The organism is Rhizobium sp. CB2179 (assembly GCF_057653455.1).
This window is the reverse complement of record NZ_CM172781.1, coordinates 1,545,156-1,565,666: the sequence shown is the minus strand read 5'-3', so window position 1 is coordinate 1,565,666 and position 20,511 is coordinate 1,545,156. Positions and strand designations below refer to the sequence as shown.

Sequence of the window (20,511 nt, the reverse complement as noted above, 5' to 3'; positions counted from 1 at the left end):
CGGCAGGAAAATGCTGGAGGAGGAAGAGAAATGAGCAAGGCGCAGGACTGGAATCTGCTGGCTCGTGATGCTGTGACGCTGACGGCCGAAAACATGTCCCGCATGGTGAAGGGTCTGCCCTTCAAGGCAAAGCTGGCGCTGCGCGGACTTCTGCATATGCAGCACGGTTCGCTTGCCGTTACCCTTCCCGACGGCCGCAGGCTGCTGGTCGAGGGCAAGAAGGCCGGGCCAAAGGCGGCGCTCAGCCTCCACAACTGGAACCTTGCCTATCGAGCGCTGACGAGCGGCACGATCGGGGTCGCCGAAACCTATATGGACGGCGATTGGGACAGCCCTGATATCGCCGCCTTCCTCGAACTCTTCCTCGTCAACGGCGAGGCCGTATACAGCTATGCGCATGGCAAGGGCGGTCTTGGCCGCCTGTTCGAGCGCGTCCGCCATTGGATGAACACCAACACCAAGACGGGCTCGAAGCGCAACATTTCCGCTCATTACGATCTCGGCAACGATTTCTACAGGGAATGGCTCGATCCGAGCATGACCTATTCTTCTGCACTCTATTCGACCGGCGCCAACGATCTGCAATCGGCCCAGAACGCCAAATACCGGGCGCTTGCCGAGGCGACCGGCATCGGGCCCGGCGATCATGTGCTGGAGATCGGCTGCGGCTGGGGCGGGTTTGCCGAATTTGCGGCGAGTGAGCTGAACTGCAAGGTGACGGGGCTGACGATCAGCCGCGAGCAGCTCGCCTTTGCCGAGGAGCGCATTCGCAAAGCCGGCCTCGATGACCGCGTGGAATTCCGCTTTCAGGATTACCGCGATGAGGCAGGGCTCTACGACCGGATCGTCTCGATCGAGATGTTCGAAGCGGTCGGCGAGAAATACTGGCCGTCCTATTTCTCCAAGCTCAGGCAATGTCTGAAGCCGGGCGGCAAGGCTGGGCTGCAGATCATCACGATCAAGGACGAGTCCTTCGACCAGTATCGCAGCAACCCCGACTTCATCCAGAAATATGTCTTTCCCGGCGGTATGCTGCCGACGCGCAATCATCTGGCCGAACTTGCCGGCAAGGTCGACCTGTCGCTGGTCAAGGACTTCGGCTTCGGGCTCGATTACGCCCGCACGCTGGCCGAATGGCGCGAGCGTTTCTGGTCGGTCTGGGAACGCATCCGCCCGATGGGCTTCGACGAGCGTTTCAAGCGGCTCTGGGAATTCTATCTGTTTTATTGCGAGGCCGGCTTCCGTGCCCGCAATATAGATGTGCGCCAAGTCGTGTTCTCGCGCCGTTGATCATTCCGCCGCATGCGGTGTCACCGGGTGGCGACCAGCCGATGGCGGTCGCTCCCGCCAGCCGGTCACGCGGTTCACCAGCGTGAAATAAGCGCTGTAGGGGAGCAAGCGCGCGAGCTTCAGCATGGTGGTGAAGCGCTTCGGAAACGTGATCTCGAAGGCCTGCGATTTCAACCCGGCGGCAATCTCCCGGGCGGCCTCCTCGACCGATACCAGCGACGGCATCGGAAAGGCATTCTTCCTCGTTGCCGGCGTATCGACAAAGCCCGGGCAGACGAGCTGGATGCGGATGCCCATCTTGTCGAGATCGAATTTCAGGCTTTCGGCCATATTGATCAGCGCCGCCTTGGTAGCACCATAGGCAGCCCCCGTCGGCAGGCCGCCATAACCGGTGACGGAGGAAACGATGGCAATTTGTCCCTGCCCCTTCGCCTTCATATGGCGGATCGCCGGCAGCAGACAGTTGACGACGCCGGAGAGGTTGACGGCAAAGCTCTTCTCGAAATCGGTGCGATTCAGATCCTCGGCATGGACAGGCAGGTAGACGCCGGCATTGAGGATCGCCATGGCGAGCGTGCCGTGCTCATATTCGATGGAGGCCATGACATGTTCCATGTCCTCGGCATCGGTGACGTCGCCGTCGAGCACAATGATACTGCCCGAGAGGCCATTGGCTTCGGCTTGCAGTTCGACAAGCTTTTCGTGGCTTCTGGCCGTGACGGCGACCTTGTATCCTTCGCCGACGAGCCTCAGTGCAAGCGCCCGGCCGATGCCTGAGCTCGCGCCCGAAATCCAGACGATTCCATGTTCGGGATGGGCAATGAAGTCACGCATGACATGTTCCTCCGGGCTGCCTGATCAATGCGAAAACAGGTCCGGAAGTTCCTCAACCCCGCCGGATTTACGGCTCTATCACACCATTGTGGCTGCTTTCAGCCGATCAAGTCGCCGATCATCTGACGAAAGGATCCGGTGAGCTTGACCGGTCCATCCGAGACGGCAAAGGCGATGCAAGGCCTGTCCTTTTCGGCTACCGGCCGGTGGTCGACCGTCTCGTCGGCAATGGAGATGTCGCCGGGACCGAAACGGCCGCGTTCATCGTTGAAGGCGCCGTCGAGAATGAGGATCAGTTCCATGCCTTTGTGGGTGTGCGCCGGCAAGGCTCGGCCCGGCCGGATCCACATCAGGCTGACCTCGCAGCCGTCCATGTCGAGCGAATATTCCCTGAAACCGGGCAACCGCCGACGCCAGCGAACGTCCTCGGCCTCGAAGCCCAAGAGATTGCGCAACGCTTGGGGAAACAGCGCGTTCTCTGGCCGCGCGGCCGTCTGCGGCGCCTTGACGGGAGACGCAGAGGAAAAGATCGCCGCAAGCCGCCCGTCGCGATCGGCAATGGCGACTTCAGGCGCGTTTTCCAGAGCTTCGCCGGCCAGCAGCTCGAGGCTGTTCACCAGGCTGCGATTATCCGGTTTCATTTCGAGATGAGACTGCACCAACACACGCGCCGGCTCGGGCAAGGAGCCGGCAACATAATGCGCCATCAATGCATCGATCGTGTCGATCTGCTCGTGAACCATGTCGGTTTTGGTCACGCCCTGTTGCCGCGCTCCGTTTTCGCTTTGTCGTCATCCGTACGGGGAAAGTCAATCTTCGGATCACCTCTCACACCGCTGGATTGCCAGCCATGCGTCATTTCGGGGGAGGAAAGCCAAATTTTATCGCGTCCGACAGAGGTGTGGAATAGCTTTTCTTGCCAACTCAGCCTTGTGAAGGGAAAAGACCGTTCCTAAAGTAAGAGTTTGAATAGAGGCAGATTCCATGACCTTCCACCCCTCCGTCCTTGAAGCCATCGGCAACACGCCCCTAATCAAACTCAAGGGCGCCTCAGAGGTGACCGGCTGTACCATTCTTGGCAAGGCGGAGTTCCTGAACCCCGGCCAGTCGGTGAAGGATCGGGCCGCGCTCTACATCATCCGCGACGCAGAGCGGAAGGGATTGCTTCGTCCGGGCGGCGTCATCGTCGAGGGTACGGCCGGCAATACCGGCATCGGGCTGACGCTGGTCGCCAAGGCGCTCGGTTATCGTACCGTCATCGTCATCCCGGAAACGCAGAGCCAGGAAAAGAAAGACGCGCTGAAGCTGCTCGGCGCCGAACTCGTCGAAGTACCCGCCGTTGCCTACAAGAACCCGAACAACTACGTGAAGGTGTCCGGGCGGCTGGCAGAGCAACTGGCGAAGACCGAGCCGAACGGGGCAATCTGGGCAAACCAGTTCGACAACGTCGCCAACCGTCAGGCGCATATCGAAACAACCGCCAAGGAAATCTGGAAAGACACCGACGGCAAGGTCGACGGCTTTGTCTGCTCGGTCGGCTCCGGTGGCACGCTGGCAGGTGTGGCGGCCGGCCTCAAGGCTTTCAGGTCTGCCGTCAAGATCGGCATCGCCGATCCCGATGGCGCTGCTCTCTATGAATTCTACCAGAACGGCGCGCTGAAATCCGAGGGATCCTCGATCACCGAGGGCATTGGCCAGGGCCGCATCACCGCCAATCTCGAGGGTTTCACGCCTGACTATGCCTATCGGATCTCGGATGCCGAAGCGCTTCCCTATCTCTTCGACCTTGTCGAGAACGAGGGCCTCTGCCTTGGCGGCTCGACGGCGATCAACATTGCCGGCGCGGTCAATCTCGCCCGGGACCTTGGACCTGGTCACACGGTGGTGACGATCCTCTGCGATTACGGCAACCGCTATCAGTCCAAGCTCTTCAACCCGGACTTCCTCACCTCGAAGGGGCTGCCCGTTCCGGGCTGGATGGCCAAGTCGCCCGATATCCACGTTCCCTACGAGCCCGTGTGAGACCCCATGTCCGTCAATGCCCTCTATCGTGACGACTTCTATCTCTCGACGTGCGATGCGGTCGTCACCGCCGTTCACGAAGACGGGGGCATCGAACTGGACCAGACCTGCTTCTATGCGACATCAGGTGGCCAGCCTGGTGACACCGGAGAGCTCGAACGCGCCGACGGCAGCAAGATCGCGCTCGGCCAGACGAAGCATGGTCCAAGCAAAGATGTCATCATCCATGTGCCGCTCGAAGGTGCGCCGCGGCCCGTGGTCGGCGAGACGCTGGTGCTGCATGTCGACTGGCCGCGCCGCTACAGGCTGATGCGCATGCACACGGCCTGCCACCTGCTTTCCGTCGTCTGCTCCTATCCGATCACCGGGGCTGCCGTCGGCGAAGAGGAAAGCCGCGTCGATTTCGACATGATCGAGACGATCGACAAGGACGCGGTGACGGTCAAGCTGATGCAATTGGTCGAGCAGAATCATCCGGTCACTCTGCAATGGATCACCGACGAGGAGCTTGTGGCCAATCCCGATATCGTCAAATCGAAGAACGTGCGCCCACCGATGGGGCTCGGGCGCGTCAGCCTCGTCTGCATCGGCGAGAACTCCTCGATTGACAGCCAACCCTGCGGCGGCACACATGTCTCCGAGACTCAGGAAGTCGGCCGGATCCATATCGCCAAAATCGAGAAGAAGGGCAAAGAGAACCGGCGCTTCCGCATCCGCTTCGGCACGCCCGGCGACGAAGCCTGACCATCAAGGGAGACCATCATGAGTGAGACCAAGAGCCGTTTCGTCGTTTCGGCCGACTGGCTGCAGTCCGAGCTCGGCAAAGCTGACCTTCGGGTGCTGGACGCCTCCTTCTATCTGCCGGCGCAGAAGCGCGATGCCGATGCCGAATATGCTGCCGGCCATATTCCCGGCGCCATCCGCTTCGATCAGGACAAGATCGCCGACCATTCGACATCGCTGCCGCACACGATCCCCTCGCCCGATTATTTCGCCGCCGAAGTCGGCCGGCTCGGCATCAGCGAGAATGATCGGATCGTCGTCTATGACGGTATCGGTCTGTTCGCCTCGCCCCGCGTCTGGTGGCTTTTCCGGGTGATGGGCGCGAAAAACGTCTTCGTGCTCGATGGCGGTCTCGACGGCTGGAAGGCCGAGGGCCGTCCGCTGGAAACCGCAGCACCCAATCCTGCGTCGGCGACCTTCACGCCCAATTTCGATGAAAGCCGCGTGGTGACGCTCGATAGGATGCGCGACATCGTCTCCAGCGGCGCGATGCAGATCGCCGATGCCCGCAGCGCCGGCCGCTTCGCAGCCGCCGAGCCCGAACCGCGCGCCGGCATGCGCTCCGGCCATATGCCCGGCGCCCGCAGCCTGCCCTCCGGTGTCTTCGCCAGTCAGGGCCGTTTCAAGTCGCTGCCCGAACTCAGGCAGACGATCGAGGATGCCGGCATTGATCTTTCAAAACCCGTCGTCACCTCCTGCGGCTCGGGAATCACCGCCGCGATCATCACGCTGGCGCTGGAATCGCTCGGCCATCACGACAACAAGCTTTATGATGGCTCGTGGAGCGAATGGGGCAGCCGTGACGATACACCCATCGTTACCGGTCCGCCGACGCCGGTCAAAGCCTGATCGCCATGGGAAAGGCACCCGCTTCGCTGAAAGCTCACATCACCCGGCTCGAAATGACGGCGCCGCCAAAGGCAAGCATGCCGGTGCCCGTCAATATCCAGACGGCGATCATGCGCGCTCCCGAGATCCCGCTGCCCTTCTACCGCTATCTCTACCGGCAGGTGGGTGCCCGCTGGCAATGGGTGGATCGGTTGCGCATGAGCGACGAGCAGCTTGCCGAGACGCTGAACGACAAGCGCAACAATATCAGCGTTCTCTACGTGAACGGCGCGCCCGCCGGCTTCTACGAATATTTCTGCGAAGACGAGGATATGATCGAGCTCAGCCATTTCGGCCTGATCGAACATGCGCTCGGTCTCGGCATCGGCAAGTGGTTCCTGCTGCAGGCGCTCTATGCCATCTGGTCGCTCAATCCGAAGCGGGTCACCACCACCACCAACAACCTCGACCATCCGCGCGCGCTGCAGCTCTACCAGATGTACGGCTTCTCCCCCGTCTCGACCGGCACCGGCATCGTCCGGCCGCTCAGCGACAAGGAGCTTCTGGAGATTGCGCGGAAAAGCTGACGGCTTCTTTCCCTGACGTAGCCAGAGGCAACTAACGCTGCGTCAGGCTGTTCGGGCGGCGTGGGTCGTTGCGGCGCTCGAAATCGAGCGTGCGGCCCGACTGCTCCTTCAGTTCCGCCACTTCCCGGCGCAGAGCCCTGAGCTCTTCCAGTATTTCCGCATTCTGTTGCGCCAGCAGCGCGAGATCGATGTCGGGCAAGGGCTTCTCCTTTTCGTCATGCAGTTTTGCGGAATTCGATAGCAAATGCCAGCAATGTCGGCTTGACCCAAAGCCGACATTCACGCTGAGCGGAAATCACATAACGCACGAGGGACTGTCGCCGTACCGGCGGCCGCTGATCAGCCATGCGCGCGAATCGAATTGAATTCCGTGGGGTGTCTGGTGCGCCTCCAGCATGTCGAGCAGCCGCGCCCGTATTTCGGCTGTCGCGACGGAACGATCGAGGGCGTTCTTCACATTTTCAAATGTCTGAATCGTCGCCAATGCAGTCTCGGGATCTGGACCGTAGAACACAGGCTCGTTGATTTCACGAAACTCGATGGTAGCGAACCCTGCCGTTTCGAGCAGTCCAGACGTAACCGAGGGTTCGCTCAGCGAAAAGGCTTTGCTGGCCGCAACCGGACCGGTTGAATCCGGGTCAAGCGCCTCATGTATGGCGGTCGCCCACTCATTGCGGTCTCTGTCCTGCCAGACCATGAAAATGAAACGCCCACCCGGGCGTACGGCGTTGGCGATGTTGGCGAAAGCCACCGCCGGATCGGCGAAGAACATGACGCCAAATCGACTGATGCAAAGGTCGAATTCCCCTTTTGCGAAGTGGTAGTTCTGTGCATCCGCCACTTCGAACGTCGCATTGGGTAATCCCTCCTCGGCGCTGCGCCGGCGGGCAATCTCCAGCATCGTGACGGACAAGTCTATTCCGTGCGCTCGTCCTGCTTCAGCAGCGCGCGCGGCGTCACGTGTGGTTTGTCCGGCGCCGCAACCGATATCGAGAACACGATCAGACCGCCCGACCGCGGCGGCGACCCGAAAATGCGCGTTATGGAGAGCAAGCTCGGCATCATAGAAGTCCGCGAAGTTCAATGCTGCTTCTTCAGCCATCATCTGTCCCTCCAAACCGAAATTCGTGAGGCCGCCAGCCAGCGCACCCTCTCAAAACCGAACAGCGGCCCGACCCTGTGCCACCCGATCGTGTACCACGGTATGAAGACGCCAGACATACCCGGCGCAGCGACGAGAGACACGATCGAGCCGACGAGCAGCGAGAAGAAAGCTGGTCCATGACAGGCGTCGACCCGCTTGGGGGCGACCCGTGGTGACCCGCTTTTGGCGCACTCCCGCAATGTCTGAGGTTACGCGGAGGGTGGAAGCGTGCGCTTTGAGGACGAAGCATATTCCGCGTTTCACTCGATCGCCCAATGCCTGCGGCGCGCAAGAATCGGGTGGCTTGCGCGCTCGTCGAGGTGCATTTCATGGCAATACAAAGGAGATCTATCGTGACCGCCATTCGTTTTGTTGCCATGCCGACGACCGACGCCGAACACCTCTGGAACGGCGGCCGCGACGCCTATGACAGGCTGCCTGAGACGATCGTTTCCGATGGTCCCGGTCATCCCTGCCGCCATTGCCTCGAAAATATCGATGCGGGCGAGGCGTTGCTGGTCTTCGCCTACCGGCCCTTCCCCGAACTGCAGCCCTATGCCGAAACCGGCCCGGTCTTCCTGCACAAGCAGCCTTGTGCACGCTATGCCGCCGAAGAGATCATGCCGCCGGTGCTGACGACGAGCCGCGACTTCATCGTCCGCGGCTATAGTGAAAACGACCGCATCGTCTACGGCACCGGCGCGGTGACCGCTATCGGCGATATTCCAGCCTATGGCGAAGAGCTGCTGGGACGATCTGGTATCGCCTATGTGCATGTGCGCTCAGCGCGCAACAACTGCTTCCAATGCCGGATCGACAAAGTAAAGGCGCCGGCCCTGGTGGAGGCCGGCGCCTGACCTTGAGTCAGCAAGCTTACGCTACGTTCAGTACGCTCTCCGGCGCAAAGGCTTCGTAGCCCAGCGCGTCGGCGACGGGCTTGCTGGTAATGCGGCCCTTGTGCACGTTGAGGCCGTTCCTCAGGTGCTTGTCTTCGGCAATAGCGCGCAGGCCGCGATCGGCAAGCGCCAGGCCATGAACCAATGTGGCATTGTTCAGCGCGTGCGCCGAGGTGACCGGCACGGCGCCCGGCATGTTGGCGACGCAATAATGCACGACGCCGTCGACTTCATAGGTCGGATCGGAATGGGTCGTCGCATGCGAGGTCTCGAAGCAGCCGCCCTGGTCGATGGCGACGTCGACGATGACGGAGCCCTTCTTCATGCCGGAGAGCATCTCGCGGGTGACGAGCTTCGGAGCGGCAGCGCCGGGAATCAGCACGGCGCCGATAATGAGATCGGCCGAGAAGACTTCCTCCTCCAGCGCCTGGATGCTGGAATAACGGGTGTGGATGCGGCCGGCGAAGATATCGTCAAGCTGGCGCAAGCGCGGCAGCGACTTGTCGAGGATGCTGACATCGGCGCCGAGGCCGGCGGCCATCCTGGCGGCATGCAGGCCGACAACGCCGCCGCCGATGACCGCGACCTTGGCCGGCAGCACACCAGGTACGCCGCCGAGCAGGACGCCGAGGCCACCATTGGCCTTCTGCAGCGCGGTCGCCCCTGCCTGGATCGACAGGCGTCCGGCGACCTCCGACATCGGCGCCAGCAACGGCAGACCGCCGCGCTCGTCGGTCACCGTCTCATAGGCGATCGCGGTAACGCCGGAGGCGATGAGACCCTTGGTCTGTTCAGGATCCGGCGCCAGATGCAGATAGGTGTAGAGAAGCTGGCCGTCACGGAGCTGCGCCCATTCGGCGGGCTGCGGCTCCTTCACCTTGACGATCATACCGCACTTTTCGAAGATATCCTTGGCGGAGGCGGCGATCTTGGCGCCAGCCGCGGCATAGGCGGCATCATCAGCGCCGATACCGACGCCTGCCTTGGTCTCCACCCAGACATCGTGGCCGTGGGCAACATATTCTCGCACCGAAGCCGGCGTCAGACCGACGCGATATTCATGATTCTTGATTTCCTTCGGGCAACCGACACGCATGCGCGTTCCTCTCATTTTATCTCCGCGGCCGCGGATTTTTTCAGATGAGGAATCCAACCATCAAGACAGTGAAATGTCCTTGCAAAGACGATTTGCGAAGACGCGATTTTTCGGCGATTATTGCATTTATCCTATCTTTTTTCGAAGGTTCTTCGAATGGCCGATCTCGACACCATCGATCTTGCGATTCTCCGGGCATTGCAGGCCAATGCCCGCATGACCAATGCCGAGCTTGCCGAAAGGATCGGACTGTCGCCTTCGGCCTGTTCGCGCCGGCTCGACATCTTGGAAAGAAGCGGCGTCATCGGCGGCTACCACGCGCGGCTTTCACACAAGGCGCTCGACTACAAGATGATCGCCATCGTGCATATCTCGCTCTCCGGCCAGTTCGCCAAGACACTGGCGGAATTCGAGGCAGCGGTGAAGCTCTGCCCGAACGTGCTCGTCTGCTACCTGATGTCGGGCGAATACGATTACATCCTCAGGGTCGCCGCCCGTGATCTCGAGGACTATGAGCGCATCCACCGCGACTGGCTGTCGGCCCTTCCCCATGTCGTCAAGATCAATTCCAGCTTCGCTCTCAGAGAAATCATCGACAAGCCGAATGTCGGCCTTTGAGGCCTTGCATCTTTGCCGAAAGCCTGCCCAGACTTTCGGCGCGCGCGGGCGCTTCCCCACTACAGCGCTGCGCGTCTTTTCAGACGCGCAGAGGACGCTGTAACACTTTGGACTTCTGCATAATTTCACCCTTAAATCGGAATCGATTTAAGGGTGAAATTATGCAGTAATGGCAAGTCATGACATCGAAGACCCAAGGCTATATCTTCGTTCTGCTGGCGCTCACCATCTTTTCACTGCAGGACGCCATCTCGAAACATCTGGCGACGGCCTATCCGCCGATCTTCGTGACGATGATCCGCTATTGGGCCTTTGCGCTTTTCACGATCATCCTCGCGTCGAAGATGCGCGGCGGTATCAAGGCGACGGCCCGCACCAAACGCCCCTTCCTGCAGGTGACGCGCGGCGTTCTGCTTGCAGTTCAGGTGGTTCTGGCCATCACCTGCTTTGCCGTGATCGGCCTTGCCCGTTCACAGGCGATCTTTTCCGCGACGCCGATCCTGATCGCGCTGCTGGCGATGCCGATCCTCGGCGAGCGGGTCGGGTGGCGGCGGTGGGCAGCGATCGGCGCCGGACTGTTCGGAGTGCTGCTGATCCTGAAGCCGGAAGGCGAATTTTTCGACCTTAAGCTGCTTCTCGCCGTCCTTTCCTGCTTCAACTTCGCCTTCTACGTTATCGCCACCCGCTTGGTCAGCCGCGACGATTCGTCGATGACCAGCTTCTTCTATACCGGCGTCGTCGGTGGCGTTACGATGACGCTGGTCGGACCGTTCTACTGGAGCTGGATGTCGCCGGGCGATTGGGGCTGGATGGCGCTCGTCTGCGTCACCAGCATTTCCAGCCATTATTTCCTGATCCGCGCCTATGATATTCTCGATGCCGCCGCCGTCCAGCCGCTGACCTATCTGTCACTTGTCTACGCCTCTGTCATCGGCATGGTGATCTACGATGAAACGCTCAGTCTCAATATGATCGCTGGCTCGATCATCGTGGTTGCCGCCGGGATCTTCACGGTCTGGCGCGAACATGTGGTGGGACGCAGGGCCGCTGCTGCCAATTGACGTTTCACTGCAATTTTAGCCAAGCCCCTAAAACCATTTCAATTTTCCGGCGCTATGCTCCCTGGCTATATCAAGGGAGACAGTATGACCCGCAACTTGAAAATCACGGCTCGAAAGGCCGACCGAAAAAACTGCCGCGTGTTCGGCCATGTCAAATATCTGAACAGCCAGGTGGATGCCCGCATCCTCAACCTATCGCCAACTGGTGCCGCCCTGGAGATGAAGGGGCCGCTCCATGCCGCCTCCGGCAGCAAGGTGCGCATCGAGGCCGAAAACCTCGGGCTGCTCGAAGGCATCATCCGCTGGAAGCATAATGGCCGCGTCGGCATCCAGTTCGACGTGAATTCGAATGCGCGGGCGCAGATCTCCTCCTATTTCCGCTTTTTCCATAAGGAGATGCGGCCGGTGCTGGCGGTGCGTCCGCTGGTTAGAACCGCCGTCAACGTCGAGCGGACGCCTCACTTAACAACATCGGCACCAAACTCGTAAGGTGCCCGGCCTTTGCGCCGAAGGAGCGGCTGAGATCGCTCCAGCAACTGCGGTTGACACCGACGCCGAGGGTGACCGCGCCTTGCGTCTGTGGCAGCCTGGCGCTGAGGGACTGCACCATAAATTGCATTTCGGAGCGATGACGCTTTTCCGGCGGATTGTTTTGACGTCCTGTCATTTTCGCAGTGTACTCCTCGCCAAATCGTCCTAATTCTGACGGGCCGGACGATGCATGATCCTGAAGGAGAGTTTCCATGTCTTCCATTTTCGATGTTGGCGTAATGAGCCGCCGTTCCCTGCTCGGCGGCCTCGCCGCCACTTCCGCCCTGGTGCTGCTGCATCCTTTCAGCGCGCGCGCCAGCGCCAACCAGGCGCATCTGAGGCTGATGGAAACGACTGACATTCATGTCAATGTCTTCCCCTATGACTATTATGCCGACAAGCCGAACGACACGATGGGCCTGTCGCGCACCGGGACGATCATCGACGGCATCCGCGCCGAGGCCGTCAACTCACTGCTGATCGACAATGGCGACGTGCTGCAGGGCAATCCGATGGGTGATTACATGGCCTATCAGCACGGCATGAAGGACGGCGACGTCCATCCGGTGATCAGGGCGATGAACACGCTCGGCTATACTGTGGGCACGCTCGGCAATCACGAGTTCAACTACGGCCTCGACTTCATGTTCAAGGTACTATCAGGCGCAAACTTCCCCTTCGTCTGCGCCAACCTGACCAAGGGCCAGCTCGCCTCGGACCCGAAGCAGGACAATCTCTTCTTCAAGCCCTACATCATCGTCGAAAAGCAGATCAAGGACGGCGCCGGCAATGAGAGCCCCGTCAAGATCGGCTTCATCGGCTTCGTGCCGCCGCAGATCATGCTCTGGGACATCAAGAACCTCGAAGGCAAGGCGCAGACGCGCGACATCGTCGAGGCCGCCAGGGCCTGGCTTCCCGCCATGAAGGAAGCCGGCGCCGATATCGTCATCGCCCTCTCGCATTCCGGCATCGACGGCAGCGCGCCCTCCGAAAAGATGGAAAACGCCTCGCTGCATCTCGCCGCCGTCGATGGGATCGACGCGATCTTCACCGGCCACCAGCATCTCGTCTTCCCCGGCCCGAAGAGCTGGGACGGTGTGGCCAATGCCGACGCCGTCAAGGGCACGCTGCATGGCAAACCCGCCGTGATGGCTGGTTTCTGGGGCTCACATCTCGGCCTTATCGACCTGCTACTCGAGAAAGACGGCAATAGCTGGAAGATCGTCGATTTCACCTCGGAAGCACGGCCGATCTATCATCGCGACGACAAGAAGAAAGTGGTTGCCGACTACGCCGACAAGAAGGACGTGGTCGAGGCCGCCAAGGCCGAGCACGAGGCGACACTTGCCTATGTCCGGACCCCGGTCGGCAAGACGTCCGCACCGCTCTATTCGTACTTCGCGCTGGTCGCTGACGATCCCTCCGTGCAGGTCGTCAGCCAAGCCCAGACCTGGTACATCAAGCAGATGCTCGCCGACACCGCGTTCAAGGACCTGCCGGTGATTTCGGCGGCGGCCCCCTTCAAGGCCGGCGGCCGCGGCGGCGCCGATTACTATACCGATGTTCCGGCCGGCGATATCGCCATCAAGAACGTCGCCGACCTCTATCTCTACCCAAACACGGTGCAGGCTGTCGCCATCACCGGCGCCCAGGTGAAGAACTGGCTCGAAATGTCGGCCGGCATGTTCAATCACATTAAGGCTGGCTCGAAGGATACAGCACTGCTCAACAACGATTTTCCGTCCTACAATTTCGACGTGATCGACGGCGTCACCTACCAGATCGACCTGTCGCAGCCGCCGAAATATGATTCATCAGGCAAGCCGATCAATCCGGACTCCAACCGCATCCAGAACCTCGCCTTCAACGGCAAGCCGATCGATCCGGCCCAGAAGTTCGTCGTCGTCTCGAACAACTACCGCGCCGGTGGCGGCGGCAATTTCCCTGAGATCACCGCGGACAAGGTGATCTTCCAGGCGCCTGATACCAACCGCGACGTCATCGTCCGCTATATCCATGATCAGGGCACGATCAATCCGTCGGCCGACGCAAACTGGACCTTCAAGCCGCTTCCGGGCACGACCGCGACCTTTGAAAGCGGCCCGAAGGCAAAGCAGTTCCTCACCGAGGTCAAAAGCGTCAAGATCGAGGATGCCGGCGAAGGGGCCGACGGTTTCTCGAAGTTCAGGCTGGTTCTTTAGGCCGAAGAGGATGCCGGCGAAGGCGCGCCCGCCGCGCCTTCGTCATTCGGCCGCGAGCGGTGTCGCGGGTTCCTGGAGTTCCGCCATCTGAGCATGGAAATCGGCCTGGTTCGGGCAATGGGAAAGCCGCGTGCGGAACGCGTCGATCATCCAGGTGGCGGCAGGTCCGGGCGGGTTGGCGAGCTGGCGCACCGAATATATCGGATACTCCCCCTGTTCGTAGGCATCCAGATCGAGATGGACGAGCGTGCCGCTGACGAGATCGCCATGAATCACGGAAGCCGGAAGGCCGCCCCAGCCAAGGCCGGCCTTGATGAGCTGGTGCTTCGTCGCGATATCGCTGACACGCCATGTCTTGTAGGAGAGAACGTTGAAATCGCGCCCCTTCGTCCGGCCCGACGCATCGGTGACGACAAGCTGCACTTCCTCGCGGACGTCGCCAAGCGTCAGCGGCCGGCCGATCCCGGCAAGCGGATGGTTGCGCGCGGCAACCGGCAACATGAAGGAATGACCGATCCGCTCCGTGACGATCGAATCGTCCTGCTGGACGACCGCGCCACCAATCCCGATCGTCGCCTTGCCGCTGAGGACGAGATCCATGACCATTCCGAGCTCGCCGACATTGAGGCTCAACGAAACGGATGGAAACATCTCGCGGAATTCGTGGAGTACATCCACCAGGGCTCGTGAAGGCACCATGACACTGATGGCGACGGATACCTCCGCTTCGAGCCCTTCCCTCAGGCTCTTCACGCGCGCCCGCATGACTTGCAGGTCGCCCAGAATGCGCCGCGCATCCTCCAGCATCGCCTTGCCCGCCTCCGTCAGCTTCGGCTGGCGGGCGCCGGAGCGCTCGAAAAGCGGCACTTCAAGCTGTGCCTCCAGATTGCCGATCGTATAGCTGACGACCGACTGCGCACGGTTCAGCGCCCGCGAAGCGGCCGAGAAGCTGCCGGTCTCGGCAACGGTCAAAAACACCTGTAATTGGTCCAGAGTCGGGTTCGGCAGCATCTTCTATCCATTCCATCGATAGTTTCGATCGACATTATCACCGTTTTTTCGATAGCAGGCCAGATCTATTTTCCTCATCGAGACTGCGGCTCACCTCCCAGCAACGGGCCGTCAAATCCCATTCGAAAGGAAATGCACCATGTCGTCCATCCTTCTTCTGACGTCCAGCCCGCGTGCCGAATCGCTCTCGACGCCGATCGCCGTTGATCTCGCCGAAAAGCTGAAGAACCAGAATCCGGGCAGCGTCGTCGTCCGCCGCGACCTTGCCGCCACCCCGCTGCCGCATATCGATGACCTCTTCACCGGCGCGATCCGCAAGCCGGCCGAGGCCCGCACCGCTGAGGAAGCCGTGGCCGTCAAGACTTCCGACGAACTCGTCAACGAACTGCTCGCTGCCGATACGATCGTCATCAGCACCGGCCTCATCAACTTCAACATCTATTCGTCGCTGAAGACCTGGATCGACAATGTCGCCCGCGCCGGCCTGACCTTCAAGTACACGGAAAGCGGCCCGGTCGGCCTCGCAACCGGCAAGAAGGTTTATGTGGTACTCGCCTCGGGTGGCGTCTACTCGCAGGGACCGGCCGCCGCCTTGAACCATGCCGTGCCGTACCTGAAGTCGGTTCTCGGTTTCCTCGGCATCAGCGATATCGAGACCATCTATGTCGAAGGCCTGGCCTTCGGTCCGGAAGCTGCCGAAAAGGCGATCGACGCCGCCAAGTCGCGCGTCCAGGAAATCGCGCTGGCGGCCTGATCGGCTCTCAAATGCTGCATGGAACGGCCGGCCTTGCCGGCCGTTTTTCATTTGTCGATATCGGCGACAAAATCCCGGACCGTTGCCAGGATCTCGGCCGAGAGTTCTTCGTCGGACGAAATCCTGGCAAGGCCGACGCCGCCGGCCATCATCGCGAAGGCCATGATCGCCTTGCGCCGCCTTTCTCCTTCGTCCGCTCCCGCAGCCTTGCCCGCCAATGACGCGAAATTACGCCTGAGCCCGTCCGTCGCGATCCCCCGCGCCTTCTCACCGCTGCGTGATATATCGGAGGTCAGCGCGGCAAAAGGGCAGCCCTCACCCGGATTGTCGCGGTGATAGGCGCTCACATAACGATCGGCGACATCGGCGGCCGTCATCTCCGCCGGGTTCACCCCCTCGGCCTCCAGCTTGCGCCCCCATGAATCGAAAGCGGACTGGATCGCCTCGGCGACCAGATCGTCACGGGAGGCGAAATGCTTATAGAAGCCGCCGACGGTCAGCCCGGCTTCCTTCATCAGATCGGCGACGCCAATACCTTCGAGCCCCTCTTCGCGTAGTCGCTTCGACGCGATCTCGATAATCTTCTCGTGCGTCTTCTGTTTTTCCAGCTGCGAACGGCCCATCGGACATCTCCCCGGCACTGCCTATTGACTCATGTAGATTATTATCATAATCCTTATAGATAACGATCATAATCTATATCATTGTCAATTCCAAGAGGAGCAGAATCATGCGTCTAAGAAACAAGGTTGCCCTGATCACCGGCGGAAACAGCGGCATCGGTCTTGCGACCGCCAGGGTCTTCATCGACGAGGGTGCCAGGGTGGTGATCACCGGCCGCAACCCGGAAACGCTCGCTGCCGCCGAAAAGGCGCTGGGAGCCGGCGTGTTGGCGCTGAAGGTCGATGTCACCGATGCCGCCGCCACCGAGAAGGCCTTTGCGGAAGCCGCCGGAAAGGTCGGCAAGTTCGACATCGTCTTCGCCAATGCCGGCATCGGCGGCGCGACGCCGCTCGGCGAGACATCACTGGAGCAGTTCAACCAGATCATCAGCACCAATCTCACGGCGGTTTTCTTCACCGTGCAATCGGCCCTGCCGCACCTCAATGACGGCGCTTCGGTGATCCTCAACGGTTCCGTGCATGCCGTGCTCGGCGCTCCCGGCTGGACAGCCTATGCGGCGACCAAGGCGGCAGTCCGGGCCATGACGCGCAATATGGCATCCGAGCTCGCACCGCGCGGCATTCGCGTCAATCAGGTAACGCCCGGCGGCACGAAAACGCCGATCTGGTCGCCGATGGCCCAGACGGAAGACGCCATGTCGGCGCTCGAGGCGCGCATCGGCGGCATGAGCCCGCTCGGCCGCATGAGCGAAGCCGACGAAATCGCCAAGGCAGCGCTCTATCTGGCTTCGGATGATTCGGCCAATGTCACCGGCATCGAGATCACTGTCGACGGCGGCATGACGAGTGCTCCCTCCGGCGCCAAGATCTTCCGCGCTGCCTAAGTGAGCCGGGCTGGGCAGGTCAAACTTGCCCGGCCCCTTCGCCGGCCTCGGCCACCCGTCATAGAGTGCTTGTATTGTCTCCTACGGATGCTTTGTTTCGTTCTTGCGTCGCACGGTGGGCAACACGAAACAGGACGATTGCAAAATTCAGGACGGCAAGCAGAAGCACGACGTACAGCATGGTCTGCACGCCGGAGGAAACGATCAGATTGCCGGCGATCAGTGGAAAGCCGAAGACGCCGATGGAATAGGCGAGCGAAAATAACAGCAGCGATTGCGGCATAAGGCCGGCGGGAGCCTCATTGGCCGCCAGGCCGTTGATGACGGAATAAGTCAAGCCATAGCCCACTCCCAGCATCGCCGCGCCTCCCAGATAGGCAAACTGATTTGATGTCAGCATCAGGAACAGCACGATCGATGCCAGCGTCAGACTTGTCAGGACCACAAGCGAATAGAGTGGGTCTTTCTTGACCACATATCCCGCCACGAACAGCCTGCTCAGAATCGCGGCGGACATGAAGCCGATGAAGAACAGGGAGTAGTCGAATCCGTGCGCCTTGGCGTAGCTGGTCTGAAAGCTGGACAGCCCGCCGAAAATCGCGCCGCCGATGCCGACCATGACGATGGAATAGATGGCCCGCGAGCCGATCACCTCGCGTGCTGAGCCAAATGAGATCTTGTTAACATGGGGCAAAATCTTGCCGGCATTGGTCAGCCGGATATGGAGCAAAAAGTAAAGCGCACCGCCGGCGAGACTGGCAAGGAACGCAAATGCGAAGGCCGCCTCGATCGGCATCGACCAGCTGGTAGCAATGCGGCCAATGATCGGTCCGGCTCCGATGCCCGACATCATCGATCCCGAAAGCAGGGCAAAAAACCGGATCCGATGTTCGGGTTCGACGATCGCGGCGACCAGAATAGGGCCGAGCGCATAGAAGGTGCCCCAGCCTATGCCGAGGATGAAACCGACCACCATCAGGCTCAGCCCAGCTGAGGGAACCATGGCGAATCCCAGCGCTGACGCGGCAAGAAACAATCCCGAAACAGCCACCGCCCGCGCCGAGCCAATGGCATCCGCGATGTGGCCGGACAGGATCACGAGAATGACGGTGCTGACAGTCGCAGCCGAAATGATCAGGCCGGCCAGCGCCTCGTCGCCACCACGCTGGCCAACCAGCACCGGGATCAGAAAGGTCACGCCATAGGCAATCGAAAGAAGAAACCCTCCGATGCACAAAACGGCAAACTCGCCGCCATCGACTTTCTGTGCTGCAACTGAATCACTCATGTCCACGCCCCTCGCAGGAAAGCTCATCCGGAATGCTGCGGCAATGGAGATCACGTTTGTGTTATGCTAACAAGCCGTTTTTATGGCTCTCATAACATGTTGAAAATACGTAAATATACGGGAATGTGTTGCTGTTTACGCAACATCCTAAACACCCGCGGCCGACCGCGCTGCGCTGATCGACGAGCCCACCAGGTCTAACTGAGTTTCACCACGCCGGAGCGGCCGACGACACAGTTGCGGCCGCTCTTCTTGGCCACATAGAGCCTGCCGTCGGCAGCCGTCAGCACGGCGGTGAAATCGACGCCGTCCTCATCGGCAGTCGCAACACCGATGCTGACCGTGATCGGCCTGTCATCCGGCGTCTTGACGCTGGTTGCAATCGTCCAGCGCAGGCGCTCGGCAAGCAGCAGACCTTCCTCGTGGTCAGTGCCTGGACAGACGGCAACGAATTCCTCGCCGCCGAAGCGGAAGACGCGATCGCTCGAGCGCAACGTCGTGCCCAATCGGGCGGCGATCGCCTTCAGCACCTCGTCGCCCTGGAGATGGCCGTAGCCGTCATTGACATCCTTGAAGTGATCGGCGTCGAGAATAAGAACGGTGGCGTATAGCCCCTGCCTCAGCGCCTCACGCAGCATCAGCGGCGCTTCAACCTCCATGCGCGTCCGATCGTAAACGCCGGTGAGCATGTCGCGGCCGGTGCGCTCCAGAAGGTCGTTATAGCGCTCGCGGAACGTCAGGTCGCCGAACACGTCGCTGATGGAGCGTGCGGACCCGCCCGCACCGACACGGCGAATACGATACTCATAGAATGCGAACATCGCCGCGTAGAGGCAGACGGCAAGCATTTTTGCCTTCCATCCGCCCCAGAATGCGGCGATCGGCACATCCAGGAAGTAATGCAGCGCGGCGAAGAAGCCGATCTGGTCGAAGGTCAACAGCGCGAACCCCGAAATCAGGAAACGCAGGACGACCCGGCGGCGGAAGAAATCGCCGAGTTTTTCGTAAAGCAGGATGATGCCGAGCGAATCGACATAGAGCAGCGCCGTGCCCCAGACCATCAGCCAGCCCATCTCCTTGAGGAAATCGACGTCGGGTGTGAGGTTGGTCGATATCTGCAGCGGCTGATGCAGTTGCAGCACCCAGGCAATACCGACGGTGAGCAGGTTGCCGAGGAAGAGACCGTAGATCGGCTGGCGCACCGTCGCGGCATCCTCCTGCAGGTAAAGCATCAGGATCATCATCAGCTTGCCGGAGAAGAAGACGGATGAGCCCGGCGACACATCCCCGAACGGCAGCGAAACATAAAACACCGCCGCCAGATAGGTCTCCATGAAATGCATGACGCCGAGCGCCGTCAGGAAAACCCCGAGACCGAGCCGGTGACGGAAATGCAGAAGCGTCACCATCAGCACGAAATAGGCGATGGCTTCGACGACGAAGAGAAGGAGGTTGAGTGTCTCCATCATGAGACCTCGGCTCCGGACGTTCGGCCTCCTGCTGGCGCGGTGATCGCGACAGAGAATCCTTTGGTCAATCGTCCGAAACAGTCAAACACGGGGGTGTCCTGCAAATCCTGCAGGCGATACCTTTCACCGCAATCCTTTAAGATTGCGTGAGTGAGAACGCGCTCGCTGGAGAGCACCCCGGTCACACAGGAATAGTTACAGCCGGTATCAAGGACCCATCCCCGGATCCCGATTTCAGACCTGACGAAGCTTCTCGCCGTCGCCAAAGAGCGACGAACCATGCTGATCGATGATCTGCTGCGCCTTGCGCACCGTGCATTCGAGCGCGTCATCGGAGGAGGAAAACAGATCGGCGCGGATGAAATTGCGCACCAGTACCTCGTCGCCGACCTTCTTTTCGATGCGGCCGGCAAGGCGATACTGGCCGCCTTCCTTGCGCGGCTCGGCATAGATCGTGCAATCGCCGTAAAGCTGCGGCTCGCCGGAAGGGCCTGCTGCCTCCGAAGCCGGTTTGCCGCCGCCGGAGAACATCGAAAAGATATTTGAAATGAACGAAGCCATGCTCCGCCTTTAGCACGACGATATCGCTGT

General features: G+C 60.6%; 22 protein-coding genes. 12 read left to right on the top strand and 10 right to left on the bottom strand.

Features of this window, described 5'->3' with window-relative positions; translation table 11 throughout:
* Nucleotides 1-30: 30 nt before the first annotated feature.
* Nucleotides 31-1,290: an SAM-dependent methyltransferase gene (locus AC244Q_RS07855; RefSeq protein WP_017993721.1), complete on the top strand. Its 1,260-nt coding sequence runs from the start codon at nucleotides 31-33 to the stop codon at nucleotides 1,288-1,290.
* Here the strand turns inward: AC244Q_RS07855 and AC244Q_RS07850 are convergent, their stop codons facing one another.
* Nucleotides 1,291-2,124, bottom strand: a complete 834-nt coding sequence (locus AC244Q_RS07850) for an SDR family NAD(P)-dependent oxidoreductase (protein ID WP_012757178.1) — start codon at nucleotides 2,122-2,124, stop codon at nucleotides 1,291-1,293.
* A gap of 98 nt (nucleotides 2,125-2,222) precedes the next feature.
* A complete protein-coding gene (locus tag AC244Q_RS07845; protein WP_206641036.1) occupies nucleotides 2,223-2,882 on the bottom strand; it encodes a ChrR family anti-sigma-E factor in 660 nt (219 codons plus the stop codon).
* Between the two features lie 226 nt (nucleotides 2,883-3,108).
* On the opposite strand from AC244Q_RS07845, the gene AC244Q_RS07840 reads away from it, so the two are divergent.
* The 4 genes from AC244Q_RS07840 to AC244Q_RS07825 are packed head-to-tail and all read left to right on the top strand — an operon-like array spanning nucleotide 3,109 to nucleotide 6,344.
* Entirely contained in the window at nucleotides 3,109-4,146 is a 1,038-nt protein-coding gene (locus AC244Q_RS07840) for a cysteine synthase A (protein WP_012757176.1), read from the top strand.
* 6 nt (nucleotides 4,147-4,152) lie between these two features.
* A complete protein-coding gene (locus AC244Q_RS07835) occupies nucleotides 4,153-4,890 on the top strand; it encodes an alanyl-tRNA editing protein (RefSeq protein WP_012757175.1) in 738 nt (245 codons plus the stop codon).
* An 18-nt stretch (nucleotides 4,891-4,908) separates the two neighbouring features.
* Entirely contained in the window at nucleotides 4,909-5,778 is an 870-nt protein-coding gene (sseA, locus tag AC244Q_RS07830; RefSeq protein ID WP_012757174.1) for a 3-mercaptopyruvate sulfurtransferase, read from the top strand.
* Nucleotides 5,779-5,783: 5 nt separating this feature from the next.
* Nucleotides 5,784-6,344 (top strand): GNAT family N-acetyltransferase, encoded by a 561-nt coding sequence (locus tag AC244Q_RS07825; RefSeq protein WP_012757173.1) that lies wholly within the window; start codon nucleotides 5,784-5,786, stop codon nucleotides 6,342-6,344.
* Between the two features lie 31 nt (nucleotides 6,345-6,375).
* Here AC244Q_RS07825 and AC244Q_RS07820 read toward each other — a convergent pair whose 3' ends face one another.
* Nucleotides 6,376-6,543 (bottom strand): hypothetical protein, encoded by a 168-nt coding sequence (locus AC244Q_RS07820; RefSeq protein WP_003558735.1) that lies wholly within the window; start codon nucleotides 6,541-6,543, stop codon nucleotides 6,376-6,378.
* 96 nt (nucleotides 6,544-6,639) lie between these two features.
* On the bottom strand, nucleotides 6,640-7,449 hold the full coding sequence (locus AC244Q_RS07815) for a class I SAM-dependent methyltransferase (protein ID WP_017993717.1): 810 nt from the start codon (nucleotides 7,447-7,449) through the stop codon (nucleotides 6,640-6,642).
* 392 nt (nucleotides 7,450-7,841) lie between these two features.
* On the opposite strand from AC244Q_RS07815, the gene AC244Q_RS07810 reads away from it, so the two are divergent.
* Nucleotides 7,842-8,345, top strand: a complete 504-nt coding sequence (locus AC244Q_RS07810; RefSeq protein WP_012757171.1) for a DUF1203 domain-containing protein — start codon at nucleotides 7,842-7,844, stop codon at nucleotides 8,343-8,345.
* Nucleotides 8,346-8,361: 16 nt separating this feature from the next.
* Here AC244Q_RS07810 and ald read toward each other — a convergent pair whose 3' ends face one another.
* Nucleotides 8,362-9,480 carry an alanine dehydrogenase gene (gene ald / locus AC244Q_RS07805; RefSeq protein ID WP_113547046.1) on the bottom strand — a complete coding sequence of 373 codons (1,119 nt, stop codon included), beginning with the start codon at nucleotides 9,478-9,480 and terminating at the stop codon, nucleotides 8,362-8,364.
* A 156-nt stretch (nucleotides 9,481-9,636) separates the two neighbouring features.
* Between ald and AC244Q_RS07800 the strand changes: the two genes are divergently transcribed.
* The 4 genes from AC244Q_RS07800 to AC244Q_RS07785 all read left to right on the top strand — a co-directional run bounded on the left by AC244Q_RS07800 (nucleotide 9,637) and on the right by AC244Q_RS07785 (nucleotide 13,891).
* On the top strand, nucleotides 9,637-10,098 hold the full coding sequence (locus AC244Q_RS07800) for an Lrp/AsnC family transcriptional regulator (protein ID WP_017993715.1): 462 nt from the start codon (nucleotides 9,637-9,639) through the stop codon (nucleotides 10,096-10,098).
* A 179-nt stretch (nucleotides 10,099-10,277) separates the two neighbouring features.
* The gene (locus AC244Q_RS07795) at nucleotides 10,278-11,159 is read left to right on the top strand and encodes a DMT family transporter (RefSeq protein WP_012757169.1); all 882 of its coding nucleotides are present in this window, start codon (nucleotides 10,278-10,280) and stop codon (nucleotides 11,157-11,159) included.
* Nucleotides 11,160-11,243: 84 nt separating this feature from the next.
* On the top strand, nucleotides 11,244-11,648 hold the full coding sequence (locus AC244Q_RS07790) for a PilZ domain-containing protein (RefSeq protein WP_012757168.1): 405 nt from the start codon (nucleotides 11,244-11,246) through the stop codon (nucleotides 11,646-11,648).
* Nucleotides 11,649-11,902: 254 nt separating this feature from the next.
* The gene (locus AC244Q_RS07785) at nucleotides 11,903-13,891 is read left to right on the top strand and encodes a bifunctional 2',3'-cyclic-nucleotide 2'-phosphodiesterase/3'-nucleotidase (protein ID WP_113545398.1); all 1,989 of its coding nucleotides are present in this window, start codon (nucleotides 11,903-11,905) and stop codon (nucleotides 13,889-13,891) included.
* A 42-nt stretch (nucleotides 13,892-13,933) separates the two neighbouring features.
* Here the strand turns inward: AC244Q_RS07785 and AC244Q_RS07780 are convergent, their stop codons facing one another.
* The gene (locus AC244Q_RS07780; RefSeq protein ID WP_012757165.1) at nucleotides 13,934-14,902 is read right to left on the bottom strand and encodes a LysR family transcriptional regulator; all 969 of its coding nucleotides are present in this window, start codon (nucleotides 14,900-14,902) and stop codon (nucleotides 13,934-13,936) included.
* Between the two features lie 139 nt (nucleotides 14,903-15,041).
* On the opposite strand from AC244Q_RS07780, the gene AC244Q_RS07775 reads away from it, so the two are divergent.
* Nucleotides 15,042-15,656, top strand: coding sequence for an FMN-dependent NADH-azoreductase (locus AC244Q_RS07775; RefSeq protein WP_017993710.1), 615 nt, complete (start codon nucleotides 15,042-15,044; stop codon nucleotides 15,654-15,656).
* A gap of 47 nt (nucleotides 15,657-15,703) precedes the next feature.
* On the opposite strand, the gene AC244Q_RS07770 is transcribed toward AC244Q_RS07775, so the two are convergent.
* A complete protein-coding gene (locus AC244Q_RS07770) occupies nucleotides 15,704-16,279 on the bottom strand; it encodes a TetR/AcrR family transcriptional regulator (protein WP_113545399.1) in 576 nt (191 codons plus the stop codon).
* A gap of 107 nt (nucleotides 16,280-16,386) precedes the next feature.
* On the opposite strand from AC244Q_RS07770, the gene AC244Q_RS07765 reads away from it, so the two are divergent.
* Nucleotides 16,387-17,163, top strand: a complete 777-nt coding sequence (locus AC244Q_RS07765; RefSeq protein WP_113545400.1) for an SDR family oxidoreductase — start codon at nucleotides 16,387-16,389, stop codon at nucleotides 17,161-17,163.
* Between the two features lie 58 nt (nucleotides 17,164-17,221).
* On the opposite strand, the gene AC244Q_RS07760 is transcribed toward AC244Q_RS07765, so the two are convergent.
* The 3 genes from AC244Q_RS07760 to AC244Q_RS07750 form a co-directional block, all read right to left on the bottom strand.
* Complete coding sequence (locus AC244Q_RS07760; protein ID WP_113545401.1) at nucleotides 17,222-18,451, bottom strand: MFS transporter; 1,230 nt, start codon at nucleotides 18,449-18,451, stop codon at nucleotides 17,222-17,224.
* 197 nt (nucleotides 18,452-18,648) lie between these two features.
* Complete coding sequence (locus tag AC244Q_RS07755; protein WP_017993707.1) at nucleotides 18,649-19,920, bottom strand: GGDEF domain-containing protein; 1,272 nt, start codon at nucleotides 19,918-19,920, stop codon at nucleotides 18,649-18,651.
* Between the two features lie 234 nt (nucleotides 19,921-20,154).
* Nucleotides 20,155-20,481, bottom strand: a complete 327-nt coding sequence (locus tag AC244Q_RS07750) for an HlyU family transcriptional regulator (protein WP_003538786.1) — start codon at nucleotides 20,479-20,481, stop codon at nucleotides 20,155-20,157.
* Nucleotides 20,482-20,511 lie beyond the last annotated feature (30 nt).

What these genes read in the sequence shown, in the direction of transcription:
- AC244Q_RS07855 (WP_017993721.1), top strand. Translation starts at nt 31, where the DNA reads ATGAGCAAGGCGCAGGACTGGAATCTGCTGGCTCGTGATGCTGTGACG.
- AC244Q_RS07850 (WP_012757178.1), bottom strand. Translation starts at nt 2,124, where the DNA reads ATGCGTGACTTCATTGCCCATCCCGAACATGGAATCGTCTGGATTTCG.
- AC244Q_RS07840 (WP_012757176.1), top strand. Translation starts at nt 3,109, where the DNA reads ATGACCTTCCACCCCTCCGTCCTTGAAGCCATCGGCAACACGCCCCTA.
- AC244Q_RS07835 (WP_012757175.1), top strand. Translation starts at nt 4,153, where the DNA reads ATGTCCGTCAATGCCCTCTATCGTGACGACTTCTATCTCTCGACGTGC.
- sseA (WP_012757174.1), top strand. Translation starts at nt 4,909, where the DNA reads ATGAGTGAGACCAAGAGCCGTTTCGTCGTTTCGGCCGACTGGCTGCAG.
- AC244Q_RS07825 (WP_012757173.1), top strand. Translation starts at nt 5,784, where the DNA reads ATGGGAAAGGCACCCGCTTCGCTGAAAGCTCACATCACCCGGCTCGAA.
- AC244Q_RS07815 (WP_017993717.1), bottom strand. Translation starts at nt 7,449, where the DNA reads ATGATGGCTGAAGAAGCAGCATTGAACTTCGCGGACTTCTATGATGCC.
- ald (WP_113547046.1), bottom strand. Translation starts at nt 9,480, where the DNA reads ATGCGTGTCGGTTGCCCGAAGGAAATCAAGAATCATGAATATCGCGTC.
- AC244Q_RS07800 (WP_017993715.1), top strand. Translation starts at nt 9,637, where the DNA reads ATGGCCGATCTCGACACCATCGATCTTGCGATTCTCCGGGCATTGCAG.
- AC244Q_RS07795 (WP_012757169.1), top strand. Translation starts at nt 10,278, where the DNA reads ATGACATCGAAGACCCAAGGCTATATCTTCGTTCTGCTGGCGCTCACC.
- AC244Q_RS07790 (WP_012757168.1), top strand. Translation starts at nt 11,244, where the DNA reads ATGACCCGCAACTTGAAAATCACGGCTCGAAAGGCCGACCGAAAAAAC.
- AC244Q_RS07785 (WP_113545398.1), top strand. Translation starts at nt 11,903, where the DNA reads ATGTCTTCCATTTTCGATGTTGGCGTAATGAGCCGCCGTTCCCTGCTC.
- AC244Q_RS07780 (WP_012757165.1), bottom strand. Translation starts at nt 14,902, where the DNA reads ATGCTGCCGAACCCGACTCTGGACCAATTACAGGTGTTTTTGACCGTT.
- AC244Q_RS07775 (WP_017993710.1), top strand. Translation starts at nt 15,042, where the DNA reads ATGTCGTCCATCCTTCTTCTGACGTCCAGCCCGCGTGCCGAATCGCTC.
- AC244Q_RS07770 (WP_113545399.1), bottom strand. Translation starts at nt 16,279, where the DNA reads ATGGGCCGTTCGCAGCTGGAAAAACAGAAGACGCACGAGAAGATTATC.
- AC244Q_RS07765 (WP_113545400.1), top strand. Translation starts at nt 16,387, where the DNA reads ATGCGTCTAAGAAACAAGGTTGCCCTGATCACCGGCGGAAACAGCGGC.
- AC244Q_RS07760 (WP_113545401.1), bottom strand. Translation starts at nt 18,451, where the DNA reads ATGAGTGATTCAGTTGCAGCACAGAAAGTCGATGGCGGCGAGTTTGCC.
- AC244Q_RS07755 (WP_017993707.1), bottom strand. Translation starts at nt 19,920, where the DNA reads ATGATGGAGACACTCAACCTCCTTCTCTTCGTCGTCGAAGCCATCGCC.
- AC244Q_RS07750 (WP_003538786.1), bottom strand. Translation starts at nt 20,481, where the DNA reads ATGGCTTCGTTCATTTCAAATATCTTTTCGATGTTCTCCGGCGGCGGC.